We start from the raw sequence: 15,026 nt of genomic DNA on the forward strand, positions 1-15,026 counted from the left end.
AGAGATGTGTATAAGAGACAGCTCATGAGCGAACACAACACCGACGCACGAACCGACGCGGACGACCGCTCCACGACCGGCGACGGGCTTCGGTCGTGGACCGAATCGAGCGGCTCCGGCACCGTCAACATCCAGGACCTCACGAAGGTTTACGGCGAGGGCGACGACGAACTCGTCGCGGTCGACGGGATGGACCTCCACATCGAGGCCGAGGAGTTCGTGACCGTGCTCGGCCCCTCCGGATGCGGGAAGAGCACCGTCATGGAGTGCATCGCGGGCTACCTCGAACCCACCGAGGGCGAAGTCCTCGTCAACGGCGAACCGGTGGAGGGACCGGACCCGAGCCGTGGGGTGGTCTTCCAGGAGAACCGGCTGTTCCCCTGGAAGACGATCAACCAGAACGTTCGGTTCGGGCCGCAGATGCGCAACGCGGTCGACGAGGACCGGATCCACTCGCTGTTCGGGCAGATGGGGCTCGAAGGGTTCGAGGACGCCTACCCCCACGAACTCTCGGGCGGGATGCAACAGCGAGCCGAGCTCGCCCGGCTGTTGGCGAACGACCCCGACATCATGCTGATGGACGAGCCGTTCAGCGGGCTCGACGCGATGACGAAGGAACTCATGCAGGAGAACCTCCTCGACGTCTGGGAGGACGACGACCGGACGGTGCTGTTCATCACCCACGACGTCGAGGAGGCGATCCTGCTCGCCGACCGGGTCGTCGTGATGACCGCCCGGCCGGGCCAGGTCAAGGACGTCATCGACGTCGACCTCGACCGGCCGCGTGACACCGACGTCGTCACCACCGACCGGTTCAACGAACTCCAGCGTCGGGCGAGCGAGAGCATCCACGACGAGGCCGAACGCGCGATGAAGCAGGCCGAGGGGCGCACCTGATGGCGGCCACCGGCTACCGGCGGCGGCTCGAACAGTCGGCGTCGCTGCTCGCGCTGCTCGTCGTGTGGCTGTTCGCCACCACCGTCGTGGCGGTCGTCCCGAGCCTCCCCTCCCCCGTGGAGGTGCTCGCCGCGCTCGCGAACACCGTCACCGGGCCGTACTACTGGGAGGAGGTGTTCCGGAGCACGTTCCGGGTCTATCTCTCGTTCGTGCTCGCGGCGGTCATCGGGATCCCGCTCGGGATCGCGATCGGCCGGAGCCAAGTGTTCGCGGACCTCACGTTCCCGGCGCTCGAAGTCCTCCGGCCGATCCCGCCGATCGCCTGGTTCCCGGCGCTGACGATAATCCTCCTCAGCGCCGAGAACATCGTCCGGTTCATCATCTTCCTCGCGGCCTTCTTCCCGATCCTCCTCAACACCATCGGGGGGGTCAGAGGGATCGAGACGGAGTACGCCCAGGCGGCGAGTTCGCTCGGGGCGAGCTCGTGGCAGCGACTGCGCCACATCGTGTTGCCCGGCGCGCTCCCGTCGATCTACACCGGGTTGGTCAACGCGATGGGGTTGGCGTGGGTGAGCCTCGTCGCGGCGGAGCTCCTCTCGAGCAGCGGCATCGGCTACTTCATCTGGAACGCCTTCACCGCCGGTGCGTACCCGAACATCATCGTCGGGATGATCACCGTCGGCGTGCTCGGGTACGCGTCGTCGACGCTGGTCCGCTGGCTCGGTGCCCGCCAGCTCCCGTGGATGCAGGGCGAGTAGTTTCGAGCCGGACGACCCCCGCTAGACGACCCGATTTGCGAGACCTTCCTCGTCGTTCAGGCGGCGAACGTTCTCCCGGACGAGCGCCGCTATCCGCCGGTAGTACTCGTGGGTCGCCGCCGCGGTGTGCGGGGTGACGACCACGTTCTCCATCCCCCAGAGCGGCGACTCCGCCGGGAGCGGTTCCGTCTCGAAGACGTCGAGGGCTGCCCCGGCGAGCGCGTCCGAGCGCAACGCGGCGACGAGCGCCGACTGGTCGACGACCGCACCGCGAGCGACGTTGATCAGGTAGGCGTCGTCGCGGAGCGCTTCGAACTCCGAGCGGGCCATCAGACCGCTCGTCCGGTCGGTGAGCGGCACCGCGAGCGCGACGAACCGTGCGTCACCGATCGCCTCGTGGAGCTCCGTCGTCGGATAGACGGTGTCGACGTGGTCGACGGGCGTCGGCGTTCGTCTCACGCCGACGACGTCCATCCCGAGGGCGTCCGCCCGCATCGCTATCCCGCGTCCGAGGGTTCCGAGCCCGACCACACAGAGCGTTTGCCCGCGAAGCGTGAACGCCGAGTCCCACGCCGGGTACGACCACTCCCGTTCGGTCTGGTTCGTCCGGTGGTGGTGCAACCCACGGGCGAACTGCAGCATGTAGCCCGCGACGGTCTCCCCCACGGTGTCGCCGTGGATACCCGCACTGTTCGTGAGTCGAACGCCGTGGGCTTCGAGTTCCTCGAACGGGAATCGGTCGACGCCCGACTGGATCGAGTGGACCCAGTCGAGACCGGCCGAGAGGAACCCCGCGTCGTACTCGAACGTGACGAGCCCGTCACACTCCCCGAGCGCGGCCCCGGTATCGACGACCCGAACCTCCGCATCGACGTCCGAGAGCGCGTCCCGGAGCACGGCGGGTGGGAAGAGCCGCTCGACCGAGGGATGGATACCGACCTGTGAGACCATGTTCGTCCGTCCCTCGACCCCCGCGCTCGAAATACCCTCGGTAGCGACGACTTGTCTGCCTCCTGTGATGGCAGGTCGACGGCCGGCACAGTCGACGTGCTCTCCCCCTGTCTCCGATCCCGGACGGGGCGAGGAAAGACCGACGGTCGATCTTTCGAGACGTCCGAACGCACTGACGAGCACTACGTCAGGTTCTACTACCAGCCGTCGGTAGCGTCGCGTGATGGCTAGTCTCCCTGTCCTGGATTCGATCGAGCTCTCACGCGAGTTCTTCGTCTCCCTCGGAGCGCCGGGACTGCTCGCCGTCGCGTTTCTAGAGTTCTTCTTGCTCCCCGTGCCACCCGACCTGGTGCTCGTTCCGCTCACGGTCGTGCGACCGGAACTCGGGCCCCTCTATGCGGCTCTCGCGACTGCAGGGTCGGTGTCGGCAGGAGTCATCGGGTACACTATCGGCCGAAAGGGCGGTCGACCGGTGCTCGAATCCCGGTTCTCGGGGGCGCGTATCGAGCGAACCGAAGCCTACGTCGAGAAGTATGGGTTCACCGTCCTGACCTTCGGCGCGTTCGCCCCCATCCCGGAGGGGTACGAGCTGCTCTCGGTCGCCGCGGGTGTCTCCGACCTCCGACTCCGGTCGTACCTCCTGGCGTCGATCCTCGGGCGGGGCGGACGATACCTCCTCGAAGCGCTCCTCGTCGTCGTGGTCGGGAACGCCGCCCGCTCGCTGACGGAGGTCGAACTCTACACCGTGATCGGTGTCGTGTCGCTGCTGGCGGTCTGTGGCTATCTCCTCCGACGGCGGTGGCTCCCCGCGTCCTGGCTGGGTTCGAGGTGAGTGAAACAGGCTTCGTTCGGAACGCGCAAACGCCCCACCACGGTCGTGTATCGGAGACGTGCCGGTCTTGGGAGACCGGAGCACCAACCGAACGGCGGTCACACTACGGGTTTCGTCCGTCGACCCGATACGGCCCGCCGTCGCAAGCAATTCCCTTTCACCGCTCCGGAACGACGAACGGATAGAACGATGTTCGGACTCACGCTGGGCAAGAAAGCGCTGAAATTCGGCTACAAACGGGCCGGGATCCCCGGTGCGATCGCCACGGGGAGCGCCGCGGCAGCGGGGTACGTCCTCGTCAAGCGCGGTCTCAAATCGAGTACCGGCGAGGAAAACGTCGACGCCGCGATCGATACCCACCAGATCAAATCGGCCGTCGACGAGGACGGGCTCGGTGCGGTCACGGACCGGGAGACCCTCGAATCCGCGATCGACGAGGACGAACTCGGAACCGACGTCGACATCGAGGAGGTTCGATCCCAAGCGGAGGAGCGAACCGAGGACGGAGACCGGGACGCCGACACGGATACTGAAGCCGACACGGATACCGAAGCCGACACGGATACCGAAGCCGACACGGATACCGAAGCCGACACGGATACCGAAGCCGACACGGATACCGAACAGTAAGCAGTCGACGCTACGAAGGGAGCACGAACCGTTCGTCGAGACCCCGTTCTTTGCCGACTCCCTGGTCACGGCTACAGTCGTGGGATGCTCACATCGCTCCGCCTCACTCGGTCGCGGATACGCGAGAGGCGCGGGAGGTGGCTACCGCCGATCTCGACGAGGCCGATCCTCGCTGCGAGGACGTAGACCGCCAGCGCGAGGGCGTACACGACCGGTGTCACGAGGAGCTGCCAGGCGAGCGTCGCCGAGAGGTCGACTCCGACCTCGGCCTGGAGGAGTCGCCTGAGGACCACGAGCGCCCGGAACACCGGGAAGTGGACCAGATAGACCCCCACCGCGTACGGTCCCAGTTTTTCGAGGAGGGTGCCGCGACCCCAGTCCGGGTTCGACAGCGCGTAGGCGAAGAGGGACAGCACGAGGAACACGGTCGCAATGGTGTACTCCGTCGTGTACGTCGCCTCGGCTATCGTGACGCCGCGGCTGAGGAAGTTGACGAAGTACTGTTCGAGCAGTTGTACGATCACCACCAGACCGAACGCGCCGAGATACAGCCGGCTCCGGTCCCGGTCCGGGCTCCAGTCGATCGCCCGTAGCTGAAAGCCGAGCGCGGTGTAGAAGAACCCGAAGAAGAGCGCATCGCGGGTCGGGAACGAGACCGAAACGAGCGCCGGATAGTTCTGGACGACCAGTCCGACGACGTGGATGCCCGCGGCGACCGGGAGGAGATACCGAACTCGCCCGACGACGACGAACAGCGATATCGCACAGATCGAGAAGAACAGCGCGGTCAGGAACCAGAACGGCGGGGCGATCGCGTCGCCGTAGTAGAGCACCCCGAGCGGTGAGAGACTTTCCAGCAGACGATTGACGAGCGGTGCCGCCAGCCGGCGGCCGGAGAGCGCTGCGACGCCGATCGAGAACACTACCGCCGAGAGATAGGTCAGTATTCCGAAACCGTAGAGCGAGCCCAGCTTTCGGAACGAGTGCTTCACGTACGACCCGACGTTCCCGGGTTCGAGTTTCGGCGCGAGGAAGTAGCCGGCCGTGACGAAGAAGAACGGCACGTCGAACTGTCCGATCGTGTCGAGGGCGACGTAGAGGTAGTTCCCGTAGGCACCGAAACCCGCGAAGGGCCGAACGTGAGCGAGCACGACGAAGAACACGGCGACTGCACGCAGACAATCGATACTGGCGATACGCTTGGCCATCCGCCGGGATTCGCGCACGGGTTCGTATGAGTCTTCCTTTTAGCGCCGACGTCGTCGCCCGCGTTCGTCGTCGACCCGCGGTTCGGGTTCCTCAGGGAGAGCGAGGGAGTATGAGAGTCTACAGCACCCGCTGACGACTACATCTCCCGGAGAATAGCTTTCCTCGGCGATACCTCGCTGACTTACTCGATGAGGGGGAGGCCCTCGACCTCGAAGTGCTGGAAGAGCGTGACGAGCGCGTAGCCGAGCACGACCACCACACCCATGAGCGCCACCGGTGTCACCGAGAGTTCGTGCATCCCGGACGACGCGAGGAACAGCGACGCCGCGACCGTCGCCAGCGTGACCGCCAGCACCGCTCTCAGGGTGACGTCGCTGAGTTCGAACCACGTCTCCTCCGGCACCACCCGCCCGCCGGCCGAACTGTATGCCATATGCATGCTTTCCACCTCTGGAATTATAAGCTTTCTTCCGACGTGAACTTCGGGATTTATGACATCGGGGCGCGTAGATATCCTCTATGACGTCGTTGTTCGAACGCGATCGATCGACGGTCGGCACCGCGATCGGACTCGCTGTCTGTATCGTCGCCGTACTCGGCTCGCAGTTCCTCGGCTGGGAGTGGGGCTCCGGTCAGCTCGTTCCGGCCGTCATTGGGATTGCGGCGGTCGTGGCGGCCGGCGTGCTGGCCTACCAGCGATTCCGGAACTAAACGGTTGTGGGGAGTGCTCTTACTCGGTAGTGGGCTCGCGAGTTCTGGACTCGGGACCGGGTAGCGGGTTGAGAAGCCCGTACCACAGTCGATAGACGACGAGCCCGCAGACGCTTCCGAGACCGTAACTCACCTCGAAGGACTCTGAGGTCGACGCGAACCGGGAGAACACCCTGCTCTGTCCGCCCCTGACGAGTTCGAACAGGATTCGGCGGCGTCGATTCGTACGCACTTCGAGCACGTCCCGGTCGGAGAGCCACGTCGTGACCAGCGACATCGCCGCACCGATGGCGACTCCTTTCGGCGACAACGGCGCGGGTCCGTCCTCGTCGATTTCGTCGGCGTGCTCGGCGACGAACTTCCGTGTCCGAAGCACGAACCGCAGCACGAACACACCGAGAACGAGCTCGAAGATTGCCTTGACCCGTCGGCGAACCATGCCTCCGGTAGAGAGCGCGGTACCATGTAACCCGGTGCTCGTCGCTATCCGGTCGCGGGTTCGGTGGGCCGGTCGGTCGGTACGCCGACGGCCGTCAGGGTCGAGCTGCCACTGCCGGTCGGTTGACTGTCGCCACCGCCGGGAGCGGGGTCCGTTCATACGTGTGGTCTCTGAAACACTGCTCCGACGTACCGAATAAATCCCGGGCCGTGTCCGTCGCGACCGGGAACTCATACGTGAGCCGTCCGATAGCACCGGCGTGCCCGACCACTACTGCCCGGACTGCGACGTCGAGATGGAGGCGACGACCGCGACCGCCGAGGGGGTAGGCGATCTCTACATCGAAACCGAACGAGAGGACGGCATCCTCAAACGCCTCGGCGTCGAGTCGCAGACCCCGCTCACCGCGTTGCTCTGTCCCGAGTGCGGGCTGACACGCTTCTACGCCGACATCCCCGAGTGAGCGACCGAGGTGGTCTTTCTCCCGCCCTCACCATCGACTATCGGTCGTCCGGCATCGAGACGGCCAATACCGGGCCATCCCCGAGACGAACGACGCGTTCGGTGACGCTTCCGAGCAGGTATCTGTTGAGTCCGGTCCGACCGTGGGTTCCCATCACGACGAGGTCGATGGCGCGGTCGTCGGCGTAATCGAGGAGCGCCCGCACCGGGGTTCCGTTGAGGACGGATGCCTCGACAGACCGTACGCCGGCGTCGTCGGCCCGAGCGACGACGTCGTCGACCGCCTGTCGACCCTCCTCGCGCAGCGCGTCGATGACGACCGGACTGCCCTCGCCCCAGGCCACGGTGAGGTCGACCACGTGAACGACGTGCAGCGCCGCATCGGTTGCCGCGGCGAGCGCGATCGCCTGTTCCGAGGCCACCTCCGCCGTGGAACTCCCGTCGGTGGGGAGGAGGATGGTCTCGATGTCCCGGTCGAGTGGCGTGTTCTCGTGGACGGTGAGAACGGGCTTCGGTGAGACGCGAAGCGTCCGTTCGGTAACGCTTCCGACGACGAAGCGACTGATGCCGGTGCGGCCGTGCGTCCCCATCACGATCCCGTCGATCGTGTTGTCGATGGCGTAATCGACGATCGCGTCGTGGATCGGGTCCGTCGTTTCGAGCACCTGCGTCGTCACGGCGACGCCGCTATCGGCGGCCAGATCGGCGACCGTCGACAGCGTGGCTTCGGCCGCGTCGGTCAGTTCGGCCGCCGCCTCGGATTCGACGTCCGCCGGGAGGTCGCCGCGTCCGAGAACGTGGACGGCGTGGATCGAGGCGTCGAACTGGCGGGCGAGCACGAGCGCCGATTCGGCCGCCGCCTCGGCGGCATCGCTTCCGTCGGTCGGCACGAGAAGGGTGTCGTACATGGTGGGATCCAGGAGGGGGAACGCGATTCCTCGCGTCGTTGTCGTATCGTGCCCTCACGTGGGGATAGTGTGGCGGACGGCATAGCTGGGGTGGCGATTCCCACCGAGGGGGAATCGCCTCTTGTCGGAGAACGATTCAGACGGAGAGGACGGGCTGTGTCGCGTAGTCGACGACGAACCCGGCCGCTTTTTCGAGCGAGGTCTCGGGGGTGCCGCTGACGGACACCCGGGGAAGCACGATGAAGTCTATCTCGGCGTCGTCGGCGGCGTCGAGGACCGCCTTCCCGGGGTGGAGACTCTTCATCGTCGGCGAGAACCCGAACGCGGTCGAATGGGAGACCGGGACGTCCTCGGCGCGGTCCTCGATCGTCGCCATGAACGACTCGCTCCGCTCGACGGCCGCATCGGCCTCGACGCCGTCCAGCGCGACGCGCTGTCCCAGTATCTCGTTGAAGACGTACAGGACGTGAACACGGGCCTCGTAGCGCTCGGCGATGGCGAGCGCGTACTCGGCGGCCCGCTCCGAGTCCTCGCTCCCGTCGACCGGCGCGAGGACGGTTTCGACCACGATGGGCTCACCCATGGACGACCCTGAACAGGGGAGGGTAAAAATCATCGGGCGGCCCCGGGACCCGCGGATTGACGACACCGAACCCAGTCCAGGTCGCGAGCTAACTGACGACCGACGGATCGTATAGAGCTTTATGGCTCGATCCCCGATCCCGACCCATGATCGAGACGGTCGTCGTCGCGACGGACGGCTCCGCGAGCGTCGAACGGGCGGTGTCGGTGGCGCTCGACCTCGCGGACCGATTCGAGGCCACGGTACACGCCCTCTACGTTATCGACGAGGACGACGTCGACGGGGAGTCTGCGGACCGCCGCGAGGAGGTCGAAAGAACGCTCACGGACCGTGGCGACGACTCCCTCGCGGCGATCCGCGAGCGCGCGGGCCACGAGGTCGTCACCGAGGTCCGCGAGGGGCGTCCCGCGGCGGAGATCTGCACCTACGCCGACGAGAGCGACGCCGACGTGGTCGCCATGGGAACCCGGGGACGACACGGCGAGTATCGGTTCCTCCTCGGCAGCGTCGCGGAAGCGGTCGTCGACTCGTGTCCCGTCCCGGTCCTCACCGTCCGCCAGCTCGCCTCCGCCTGAAACCATCGGCTGAACCGTCCATCACGGACACGACGAACCAGTAGCCGATAGACGCGATGGCCGTGGCTCACCGCTCGCCGTGTTCGTCCGTCGGCACGAGGTTATCGAGGAGGCGGTCGCCGAAAGCGAGCACGAGGAGCGCACCGAGGAGGTCGAACGCGAGGTCGGCGGCCACGTCGGCGCTCCCGTAGGAGACGAGGATCGGTTCGACCCCGAACCGCTTGGCGACCGCGTGGATGGCGTACTCGAACGCCTCCCAGAGGACCCCGAGACAGACCACGACCGCGACGACCCGTGGGCGGGGGTTGCGGTCCCGACGACGGGCGACCGCGAAGACGACCCCGCCGAGAAGCGTCGCGGAGCACGTGTGTGTGACGTTGTCCCACCACCAGACGTCGTCGTACGGTCCGAGCATCCCGACCGCGTGGGTGAGCATCCCGGCGTCCACGTAGAGGCGCTGCCATCCCTCGAATTCGAGGTCGTACCGACGTTCGAGACGGCGCGGAAGGGCGGTGACGAACAGCGCACAGACGGCGTTGACGACCGCGCCCGGACTCCGTCGACGAAGCCCGACGACGAAGACGGTGAGGATACCGGCTTGGAGCCCGCGTTCGGCCGCTCGTTTCACGGATCGCAGCATGCGTTTCGAGGGCTACGTCGCCTCGGGAAATCAAAATACTGGTCGGGCCGCCCGGGTCGCTACGAGAGCCCGTGTCCGCCCGAGTAGCGTGCGGGAACGCGCGCCAGCAGTCGGTCCGGAAGCGCCTGGACGAGCGAGTGGTCCACGAGCCGGGTCGCAACCGACGGGAGGAGGCGTCGGACGGCCGTGTAGACGGCCGCGACGACCAGTGCCGAGACGACGCCCCATCGGAACACGCCGTCGAGCGCGAGCAGGAGCGGGACGGCGACCACGACCGAGAGGAGGAGGTCTTCGGGAGCGCCATCGTACCGCACCCAACGGCGGGGAGCCAGCCACTCGCTGCGGCGGTGGTCGTAGACGGCGCGGTCGGAGGTCGCCTCCCACGGGCGCAGCTCCAGCCCACCGCCGAAGACGTCCATGACGCTGTGGACGGCCGCGCCGAGCAGGAGACAGGCCGTGGCGACCGTGGGTGCTGTCGGGACGAACACCGCGAGCGCGGTCGCTCCGATGGCCCCGATCGAGAAGTACTCGGGATAATGGAGCGTCCGTCGATGACCGACGTAGAGGTCGAGGTCCGGAAGGATACCGCCGACCAGCCCACCCAGTAGCGCGGCGGGGGCGAGTTCGGGGACCACGAGAGCGACGGGTGTCGCAAGCGCCAGCCCGACCAGCGCGTGCGTTGGAAGCATCATCGAAGAATAGACAGGGGACACAGCCGTTTGAGGCCATCGGTGGGTCACGGACCGTCCGTGTGTCGATCCGTCACGAGCGATCCGCCGAACAGTCGACGCGCCCGTGCGAGCCCGAGAGTCGCGTTCCGGACGCATCCTGCGATGTTCCGAACGTACCCCAAGACGTTCCGAGCACTCCACGATGCTCCGAACGCACCCCACAACTGTTCTGGATCTACCCTGCGGTTTTAATAGCTACAGACGCGTTCCGCCCCACATGAGCGGGCTCCGCTGGTTGCAGCTGTCGGCGGCAGAGCTGAACGAGTTCCTCGGGGACGGCGGCACCGGCGTCCTCTCGTTTTCGGCCGGGCACGACGAACCGCCGTTCTCCCTACCGGTTTCGTACGGCTACCTCGCGGACCCCGGCCACTTTCACTACCGGCTCGCGGTCCCGGAGGACAGCTCCAAGGAGCGGTTCCTCGACCGGCCCGTCTCGTTCGTCGTCCACGACCACACGGACGCGGGCTGGCGCAGCGTCGTCGCGACCGGCGAACTCGACGACCTCACGGAGCTCCCCTACGAGGCCGATGCTCTCCAGGAGCGCTGGGGCGTCGATATCCCGCTGGTCGACATCTTCGAGGAACCCCCGGACGACGTGACCTTTCGGGCGTTCCGTCTCGACGCCGACCGCGTGACCGGCCGGAAGGAAGTCCAGTCGTAGCCGGACTATCCCCCTCACCGGCCGGCGCGTAGTGGTCATCCACGCCACTCGGAGGCCAGTTCGTCGCGCGTTCGAGCGTCGAACGTGCCGTCCCGGAAGACGGTCACACGTCCGTTCTCGGCGCTGAGCGTGGCCGTCGCGACCACCTCGTCCCGGGCCGAGGTTTCGAGTGCGCTCATGTGGCGCGACCCCATCCACTCCGCGTACTCGACCCCGGCCTGCTCGTCGGACTCGGCGGCATCGGCCCCCGACAGGTCCCTGAACCGAACCATCTGGCGCTGGATGACGTTGTCGACACCGACGACGACCGCCCCGTCGCGCGACCGCGAGACGTCCCGCACCGTCTCGTAGAAGCTCGAATCCGCCCCGTGGACGCGCCGGCACTCCTCGGTCGGCCAGACGTTCTCGCCCATCGCGTCGGCGTAGTCGCGAAGCGAGCGGCCCGAGACGACCGCGAAGTACGCGCCCGGTCCGTGAGCGGAGGGTTCGTCCCAGCGCTCGAACCCGAGACTGAGGTCCTCCAGACAGTACAGCACGATATCGAGGAGTTCCCGTACCGGCGGGTGGTGGCCGTAATCGATGGTGAGCGGGTGGGGGTCGGTCATCCATCGGTCTTCGCCCGGGACGGACAAATACGTTCTCGGCACGCCGGTCGTGTCGAGCCGGACGGGGTCCACGGCGACGAGAACCGGACTAGCCGTTTATGGGACGGCGTGTCGTCGTTCGACCGTGAAGATACTCGCCCCGGTCGACAGCTCCGAGCGGAGTCGCGAAGCCCTCCGGTTCGCCGCGGAGATGGTGCGGGCGTTCGGCGGCGAGCTCCACGCCGTCCACATCACCGACGTGCGCGGGAGCCACACCGAGGAGCTCCTCGACAAGGCTCGGGCGGTGCTGGACGAGGAAGGGATCGAGGAGGACCCGGAGGTGGTCATGAACCTGACCCTGCACCGCCCGAGGGCGTCCGACCGGGTCGGTCGGGACATCCTCCGGGTCGCCGCCGAGGAGGAGTGCGACCACATCGTGATGGGCCACTACGGGGACGGCCGAATCGGGCGGGCGATCCTCGGGAGCGCGGCCGAGACGGTCGTCCGCGCGGCCGAGATACCCGTGACGATAATCCCGTAACCCGCCGTGCGTTTCGGCGGCGACCAACCGAACCCGAACGTTGAACGCGACCGCTCTCTCCTCAGATCTCGGTTTTCGCTTCCTTGCGGGTCGTGAGATCCGTCGGGACGAGGCGATAGAACCCGAACGACACCTCCTTCGGGGGCGTGCCGAAGACGTCGATGAGCGGGATGTGGGTTCGTTCGAGCCCCTGAAGCGTCTCGATGGCGATCGATTCCTCGGTCGTCTCCTCTAGCGGCCCCGTCGCGATGGCGCTGCGCCAGCCCGCGTCCGTGTGGTCGTAGGTGACGAACGAGACGGTGCGACCGGCGAGGTCGGCTCGCTCGCGGTCCGAGCCGAGCGCCAGTCGAAAGTAGAAGACCCCGTCGGTCGCGTCGTAGCCGTACGAAACCGGTCTCGAATGCGGTGCCGGGTCGTCCGTCGAGACCGACAGCACGCCGGTCCCGCCGGTACCGAGAAACGCCGCTCGTTCGTCCGCGTTCAATTGTCGGGTGTCGGTATCTGCCATCTCTCTCTTCCTCTCTACAACGGGAACCGGCGAAACACCATCACCGGGACGGTCCGGTCTCGGTGGCGATCGACGAGCGGTGTTCGGGGCGTGGGTGTCGGACCGTCAGCTCGATCGCACCGTCGCGCGCGATCGAGACGACGAGGTCCCCGCCGACCCGTACGTACTCGCTTGTGTGGTGCCCGGAGGACCGAACCCGAGTCCGTTCTTCCAGCAGCCCCGTCTCGGTGAGGAGCCCGAGCTTCCGGTAGACGCTCGACGGTGGGAGGTCGCACTCCTCGGCGATCTCGCTCGCGGACAGGGCGTCGTCGCCCGTCGCCGCGAGGATCGCCCGACAGTCGGGAGTGTGAACCGCGTTGAGCAGGCTCTGGATGGTGTCCTCGGTGCTGACGACGGTCGTCGCGTCGGTCGACGGGCTGGACCGGTCGGCGAACGCAGCTGTCGTCCCTGACTGGCTCATGGCTACACCAACGCCACCAACGGGCAATAGCGTAGAACCCCAATACTCGGGGACGTTTATATACGGCGGCGCGATCCGACGGCGGCTCAGAGGACGTCCTCGAGGATCTTCGTCTCGGCCGCCGCCAGGTGTTCGCCGAACGTCGACGGGTTGATGTCGAGCGCCGCGGCGACCTCCGTCGCGTTCGCGCGTCGTGGTCGTTCGAAGTAGCCCATCTCGTAGGCGGTTTCGAGGACTTCGAGCTGTCGGGGGGTGAGTCTGCTCCGCTCGACGAAGACCCCGTCCTGACCGTGCTCGCCGGCCGGGGAGCGGATCAACCGCTCGATGTCCATGCCCGGGAAGCGCTCGCGGAGCGCCCCGACGACGTTCCGAAGCTGGTCGTAGTCGGCCGCGTAGAAGGCGATCGTCACGGCCCCGTCTCGGGCGACGTATCGGTCGACCGGGCAGCCGAACCGCCCGAGACACTCGCACGGACAGCGCACCCCCTCGCCGTGGGTGAACCGATACCGGTGGGTGGAGCCGTGTGAGAAGATCTGCGAGACGTCGGTTTCGGGGTCACACGCCGTGTCCATAGAGAACTCGGTGACGCAGGCCTCACAGTCGCCGGGACAGACGCTCACCCTGACCGAATCGATCGTGGCCCCCTCGCTCGCAGAGAGGTCGGCGAGCGGGCAGCCCTCAGGTCTCGCGAACTCGATCGTGGCTCGGATCCCGTCCGACATAGTTATGAGCGGTGGTCGGTCGCGCCTGACAGAGCGAACGGCGCGATCCTCGTTTCGTCGCCGTCAGGAGGGCTCATGCTCCCGGTCGATCTCGATCACACGGCCGCTCACCGAGTCCGGGGTGAGCCGATACAGTCCGATGTCGAGGTCGGGCTTCGACTCACCCCAGATCTCGAACAGCGGACGCTTCGCCTCGCCGTACTGTTCGATGTGTTCGACGGTGAGGTCGTCCTTCGGGACCTCCTGGAGGGTCCCGACCGCGACGACGCTACGATACACGTCGGTCTCCTCCTCGTAGACGACGATCCGTGCCCGAGGGGCCGACGCCAGGAACCGCCGTTTTTCGCTCGCGGGCGTCGAGACCAATCGGAGGTAGAAGCGGCGCTGGTCGGTGTCGTAGCCGTAGGAGATCGGGATGGCGTAGGGTTCGTCCTCGCGGGCGAGCGACAACACGCCGGTCTCGTGGCGGCCGAGAACCGTATCCGTCTTCGCGTCCGACAACGCGGTCTGTTGATCCAGGGCCATCCTCTCGTCGAGCCGTTGTCGGAGACCCGCATTAAGCGTTGCTCATAGCCTGGCCGGCGGATCCCGCTCTCCGAAAGCGGACGACGACACACCGAAACGCCGCTCTACGGTGTCTCGACGGCGAAACGGAGAAGGACGAACTCGGCGGTCCGGTCACGGGCGGTCGGTCGCCGAGAGCTCCGTAAACGCGGCGGCGGTCACCGACGCCCCACAGACCACACAGCCCTGCTCGACGAGTGCCCGTCTCATCGAGTCGTTCACCTCTAGGGACTCGCCACACGCTGGACAGTCGAAGCGATAGCCGTCCGCGACGACGTCACTCATCGTGGTGCCGGCTGTGGTCGCTGTTCGTCATCGTCTTCGGTATCGATTTTCCGCATAATAAGTGCTGGTCATCGCTTCGAACGGATGGGAACTGATTCGTGACGTGTGAGGGCGGTACCGCCGGAAGGATCGATCTTTCGGGCGTACGGGGACGAACAGTCCCAGACGCTGGTAATCGACGCGGGTCTCTTGCAGAGCGGGCGGAAACGTCGGGTGAATGTACGACCGGATCCTGCTCGCGACCGACGGAACGACCGCCTCCGAGAACGCCGAATCCCACGCCATCGACCTCGCGGCGACCCACGACGCCGACCTCCACGCGCTCTACGTCGTCGACGAGAGCGTCTACACGGCCTACAGCGGCGACGAGTACGT

At 66.6% G+C, this 15,026-nt stretch carries 24 protein-coding genes; 10 read left to right on the forward strand and 14 right to left on the reverse strand.

The window, feature by feature from the left end; translation table 11 throughout:
* Nucleotides 1–24: 24 nt before the first annotated feature.
* Complete coding sequence (locus C447_RS09050; RefSeq protein ID WP_007693131.1) at nt 25–897, forward strand: ABC transporter ATP-binding protein; 873 nt, start codon at nt 25–27, stop codon at nt 895–897.
* A complete protein-coding gene (locus C447_RS09055) occupies nt 897–1,655 on the forward strand; it encodes an ABC transporter permease (RefSeq protein WP_007693132.1) in 759 nt (252 codons plus the stop codon). Before C447_RS09050 ends, C447_RS09055 begins: the two co-directional genes overlap by 1 nt.
* 21 nt (nt 1,656–1,676) lie before the next feature.
* Here C447_RS09055 and ddh read toward each other — a convergent pair whose 3' ends face one another.
* Entirely contained in the window at nt 1,677–2,606 is a 930-nt protein-coding gene (ddh, locus tag C447_RS09060) for a D-2-hydroxyacid dehydrogenase (RefSeq protein WP_007693134.1), read from the reverse strand.
* 223 nt (nt 2,607–2,829) lie between these two features.
* On the opposite strand from ddh, the gene C447_RS09065 reads away from it, so the two are divergent.
* Entirely contained in the window at nt 2,830–3,438 is a 609-nt protein-coding gene (locus C447_RS09065; protein ID WP_007693136.1) for a YqaA family protein, read from the forward strand.
* Between the two features lie 189 nt (nt 3,439–3,627).
* Nucleotides 3,628–4,068: a hypothetical protein gene (locus tag C447_RS09070; protein ID WP_007693138.1), complete on the forward strand. Its 441-nt coding sequence runs from the start codon at nt 3,628–3,630 to the stop codon at nt 4,066–4,068.
* A gap of 71 nt (nt 4,069–4,139) precedes the next feature.
* Here the strand turns inward: C447_RS09070 and C447_RS09075 are convergent, their stop codons facing one another.
* Nucleotides 4,140–5,276 (reverse strand): acyltransferase, encoded by a 1,137-nt coding sequence (locus C447_RS09075; RefSeq protein ID WP_029601990.1) that lies wholly within the window; start codon nt 5,274–5,276, stop codon nt 4,140–4,142.
* Between the two features lie 182 nt (nt 5,277–5,458).
* The gene (locus tag C447_RS09080; RefSeq protein ID WP_010612671.1) at nt 5,459–5,710 is read right to left on the reverse strand and encodes a hypothetical protein; all 252 of its coding nucleotides are present in this window, start codon (nt 5,708–5,710) and stop codon (nt 5,459–5,461) included.
* A gap of 86 nt (nt 5,711–5,796) precedes the next feature.
* On the opposite strand from C447_RS09080, the gene C447_RS09085 reads away from it, so the two are divergent.
* The gene (locus C447_RS09085) at nt 5,797–5,988 is read left to right on the forward strand and encodes a hypothetical protein (protein ID WP_007693142.1); all 192 of its coding nucleotides are present in this window, start codon (nt 5,797–5,799) and stop codon (nt 5,986–5,988) included.
* 19 nt (nt 5,989–6,007) lie between these two features.
* Here C447_RS09085 and C447_RS09090 read toward each other — a convergent pair whose 3' ends face one another.
* Nucleotides 6,008–6,427 carry a hypothetical protein gene (locus C447_RS09090; RefSeq protein WP_007693144.1) on the reverse strand — a complete coding sequence of 140 codons (420 nt, stop codon included), beginning with the start codon at nt 6,425–6,427 and terminating at the stop codon, nt 6,008–6,010.
* A 259-nt stretch (nt 6,428–6,686) separates the two neighbouring features.
* Between C447_RS09090 and C447_RS09095 the strand changes: the two genes are divergently transcribed.
* Nucleotides 6,687–6,890: a hypothetical protein gene (locus tag C447_RS09095; protein WP_007693150.1), complete on the forward strand. Its 204-nt coding sequence runs from the start codon at nt 6,687–6,689 to the stop codon at nt 6,888–6,890.
* A gap of 37 nt (nt 6,891–6,927) precedes the next feature.
* On the opposite strand, the gene C447_RS09100 is transcribed toward C447_RS09095, so the two are convergent.
* A complete protein-coding gene (locus C447_RS09100; RefSeq protein WP_007693155.1) occupies nt 6,928–7,797 on the reverse strand; it encodes a universal stress protein in 870 nt (289 codons plus the stop codon).
* Nucleotides 7,798–7,933: 136 nt separating this feature from the next.
* A complete protein-coding gene (locus C447_RS09105; RefSeq protein ID WP_007693158.1) occupies nt 7,934–8,380 on the reverse strand; it encodes a universal stress protein in 447 nt (148 codons plus the stop codon).
* A 146-nt stretch (nt 8,381–8,526) separates the two neighbouring features.
* Here C447_RS09105 and C447_RS09110 point away from each other — a divergent pair, with 146 nt between their 5' ends.
* A complete protein-coding gene (locus C447_RS09110; protein ID WP_007693161.1) occupies nt 8,527–8,955 on the forward strand; it encodes a universal stress protein in 429 nt (142 codons plus the stop codon).
* A gap of 67 nt (nt 8,956–9,022) precedes the next feature.
* On the opposite strand, the gene C447_RS09115 is transcribed toward C447_RS09110, so the two are convergent.
* Both C447_RS09115 and C447_RS09120 read right to left on the reverse strand, forming a co-directional pair.
* Nucleotides 9,023–9,595, reverse strand: a complete 573-nt coding sequence (locus C447_RS09115) for a hypothetical protein (RefSeq protein WP_007693163.1) — start codon at nt 9,593–9,595, stop codon at nt 9,023–9,025.
* A gap of 59 nt (nt 9,596–9,654) precedes the next feature.
* Nucleotides 9,655–10,287 carry a metal-dependent hydrolase gene (locus C447_RS09120; RefSeq protein ID WP_010612673.1) on the reverse strand — a complete coding sequence of 211 codons (633 nt, stop codon included), beginning with the start codon at nt 10,285–10,287 and terminating at the stop codon, nt 9,655–9,657.
* Nucleotides 10,288–10,543: 256 nt separating this feature from the next.
* Between C447_RS09120 and C447_RS09125 the strand changes: the two genes are divergently transcribed.
* Entirely contained in the window at nt 10,544–10,987 is a 444-nt protein-coding gene (locus C447_RS09125) for a pyridoxamine 5'-phosphate oxidase family protein (protein ID WP_007693169.1), read from the forward strand.
* Between the two features lie 35 nt (nt 10,988–11,022).
* On the opposite strand, the gene C447_RS09130 is transcribed toward C447_RS09125, so the two are convergent.
* Nucleotides 11,023–11,592 carry a diadenylate cyclase gene (locus tag C447_RS09130; RefSeq protein ID WP_029601991.1) on the reverse strand — a complete coding sequence of 190 codons (570 nt, stop codon included), beginning with the start codon at nt 11,590–11,592 and terminating at the stop codon, nt 11,023–11,025.
* Between the two features lie 124 nt (nt 11,593–11,716).
* Between C447_RS09130 and C447_RS09135 the strand changes: the two genes are divergently transcribed.
* Entirely contained in the window at nt 11,717–12,112 is a 396-nt protein-coding gene (locus tag C447_RS09135) for a universal stress protein (RefSeq protein ID WP_007693171.1), read from the forward strand.
* A gap of 61 nt (nt 12,113–12,173) precedes the next feature.
* Here C447_RS09135 and C447_RS09140 read toward each other — a convergent pair whose 3' ends face one another.
* The 5 genes from C447_RS09140 to C447_RS18175 all read right to left on the reverse strand — a co-directional run bounded on the left by C447_RS09140 (nt 12,174) and on the right by C447_RS18175 (nt 14,651).
* Nucleotides 12,174–12,620: a pyridoxamine 5'-phosphate oxidase family protein gene (locus C447_RS09140; protein WP_029601992.1), complete on the reverse strand. Its 447-nt coding sequence runs from the start codon at nt 12,618–12,620 to the stop codon at nt 12,174–12,176.
* 40 nt (nt 12,621–12,660) lie between these two features.
* Nucleotides 12,661–13,080, reverse strand: coding sequence for a helix-turn-helix domain-containing protein (locus C447_RS09145; protein WP_007693176.1), 420 nt, complete (start codon nt 13,078–13,080; stop codon nt 12,661–12,663).
* Between the two features lie 86 nt (nt 13,081–13,166).
* On the reverse strand, nt 13,167–13,802 hold the full coding sequence (locus C447_RS09150; protein ID WP_007693177.1) for a helix-turn-helix domain-containing protein: 636 nt from the start codon (nt 13,800–13,802) through the stop codon (nt 13,167–13,169).
* A gap of 63 nt (nt 13,803–13,865) precedes the next feature.
* Nucleotides 13,866–14,327, reverse strand: coding sequence for a pyridoxamine 5'-phosphate oxidase family protein (locus C447_RS09155; RefSeq protein ID WP_007693178.1), 462 nt, complete (start codon nt 14,325–14,327; stop codon nt 13,866–13,868).
* 153 nt (nt 14,328–14,480) lie between these two features.
* Entirely contained in the window at nt 14,481–14,651 is a 171-nt protein-coding gene (locus C447_RS18175; protein WP_007693179.1) for a DUF7560 family zinc ribbon protein, read from the reverse strand.
* A gap of 217 nt (nt 14,652–14,868) precedes the next feature.
* Here C447_RS18175 and C447_RS09160 point away from each other — a divergent pair.
* On the forward strand, nt 14,869–15,026 hold a 158-nt coding region (locus C447_RS09160; RefSeq protein ID WP_007693180.1), incomplete at its 3' end, for a universal stress protein.

Origin of the sequence: Halococcus hamelinensis 100A6 (assembly GCF_000336675.1) — an archaeon.
GTDB lineage: Archaea > Halobacteriota > Halobacteria > Halobacteriales > Halococcaceae > Halococcus > Halococcus hamelinensis.

What these genes read in the sequence shown, in the direction of transcription:
- C447_RS09050 (WP_007693131.1), top strand. Translation starts at nt 25, where the DNA reads ATGAGCGAACACAACACCGACGCACGAACCGACGCGGACGACCGCTCC.
- C447_RS09055 (WP_007693132.1), top strand. Translation starts at nt 897, where the DNA reads ATGGCGGCCACCGGCTACCGGCGGCGGCTCGAACAGTCGGCGTCGCTG.
- ddh (WP_007693134.1), bottom strand. Translation starts at nt 2,606, where the DNA reads ATGGTCTCACAGGTCGGTATCCATCCCTCGGTCGAGCGGCTCTTCCCA.
- C447_RS09065 (WP_007693136.1), top strand. Translation starts at nt 2,830, where the DNA reads ATGGCTAGTCTCCCTGTCCTGGATTCGATCGAGCTCTCACGCGAGTTC.
- C447_RS09070 (WP_007693138.1), top strand. Translation starts at nt 3,628, where the DNA reads ATGTTCGGACTCACGCTGGGCAAGAAAGCGCTGAAATTCGGCTACAAA.
- C447_RS09075 (WP_029601990.1), bottom strand. Translation starts at nt 5,276, where the DNA reads ATGGCCAAGCGTATCGCCAGTATCGATTGTCTGCGTGCAGTCGCCGTG.
- C447_RS09080 (WP_010612671.1), bottom strand. Translation starts at nt 5,710, where the DNA reads ATGGCATACAGTTCGGCCGGCGGGCGGGTGGTGCCGGAGGAGACGTGG.
- C447_RS09085 (WP_007693142.1), top strand. Translation starts at nt 5,797, where the DNA reads ATGACGTCGTTGTTCGAACGCGATCGATCGACGGTCGGCACCGCGATC.
- C447_RS09090 (WP_007693144.1), bottom strand. Translation starts at nt 6,427, where the DNA reads ATGGTTCGCCGACGGGTCAAGGCAATCTTCGAGCTCGTTCTCGGTGTG.
- C447_RS09100 (WP_007693155.1), bottom strand. Translation starts at nt 7,797, where the DNA reads ATGTACGACACCCTTCTCGTGCCGACCGACGGAAGCGATGCCGCCGAG.
- C447_RS09105 (WP_007693158.1), bottom strand. Translation starts at nt 8,380, where the DNA reads ATGGGTGAGCCCATCGTGGTCGAAACCGTCCTCGCGCCGGTCGACGGG.
- C447_RS09110 (WP_007693161.1), top strand. Translation starts at nt 8,527, where the DNA reads ATGATCGAGACGGTCGTCGTCGCGACGGACGGCTCCGCGAGCGTCGAA.
- C447_RS09115 (WP_007693163.1), bottom strand. Translation starts at nt 9,595, where the DNA reads ATGCTGCGATCCGTGAAACGAGCGGCCGAACGCGGGCTCCAAGCCGGT.
- C447_RS09120 (WP_010612673.1), bottom strand. Translation starts at nt 10,287, where the DNA reads ATGATGCTTCCAACGCACGCGCTGGTCGGGCTGGCGCTTGCGACACCC.
- C447_RS09125 (WP_007693169.1), top strand. Translation starts at nt 10,544, where the DNA reads ATGAGCGGGCTCCGCTGGTTGCAGCTGTCGGCGGCAGAGCTGAACGAG.
- C447_RS09130 (WP_029601991.1), bottom strand. Translation starts at nt 11,592, where the DNA reads ATGACCGACCCCCACCCGCTCACCATCGATTACGGCCACCACCCGCCG.
- C447_RS09140 (WP_029601992.1), bottom strand. Translation starts at nt 12,620, where the DNA reads ATGGCAGATACCGACACCCGACAATTGAACGCGGACGAACGAGCGGCG.
- C447_RS09145 (WP_007693176.1), bottom strand. Translation starts at nt 13,080, where the DNA reads ATGAGCCAGTCAGGGACGACAGCTGCGTTCGCCGACCGGTCCAGCCCG.
- C447_RS09150 (WP_007693177.1), bottom strand. Translation starts at nt 13,802, where the DNA reads ATGTCGGACGGGATCCGAGCCACGATCGAGTTCGCGAGACCTGAGGGC.
- C447_RS09155 (WP_007693178.1), bottom strand. Translation starts at nt 14,327, where the DNA reads ATGGCCCTGGATCAACAGACCGCGTTGTCGGACGCGAAGACGGATACG.
- C447_RS18175 (WP_007693179.1), bottom strand. Translation starts at nt 14,651, where the DNA reads ATGAGTGACGTCGTCGCGGACGGCTATCGCTTCGACTGTCCAGCGTGT.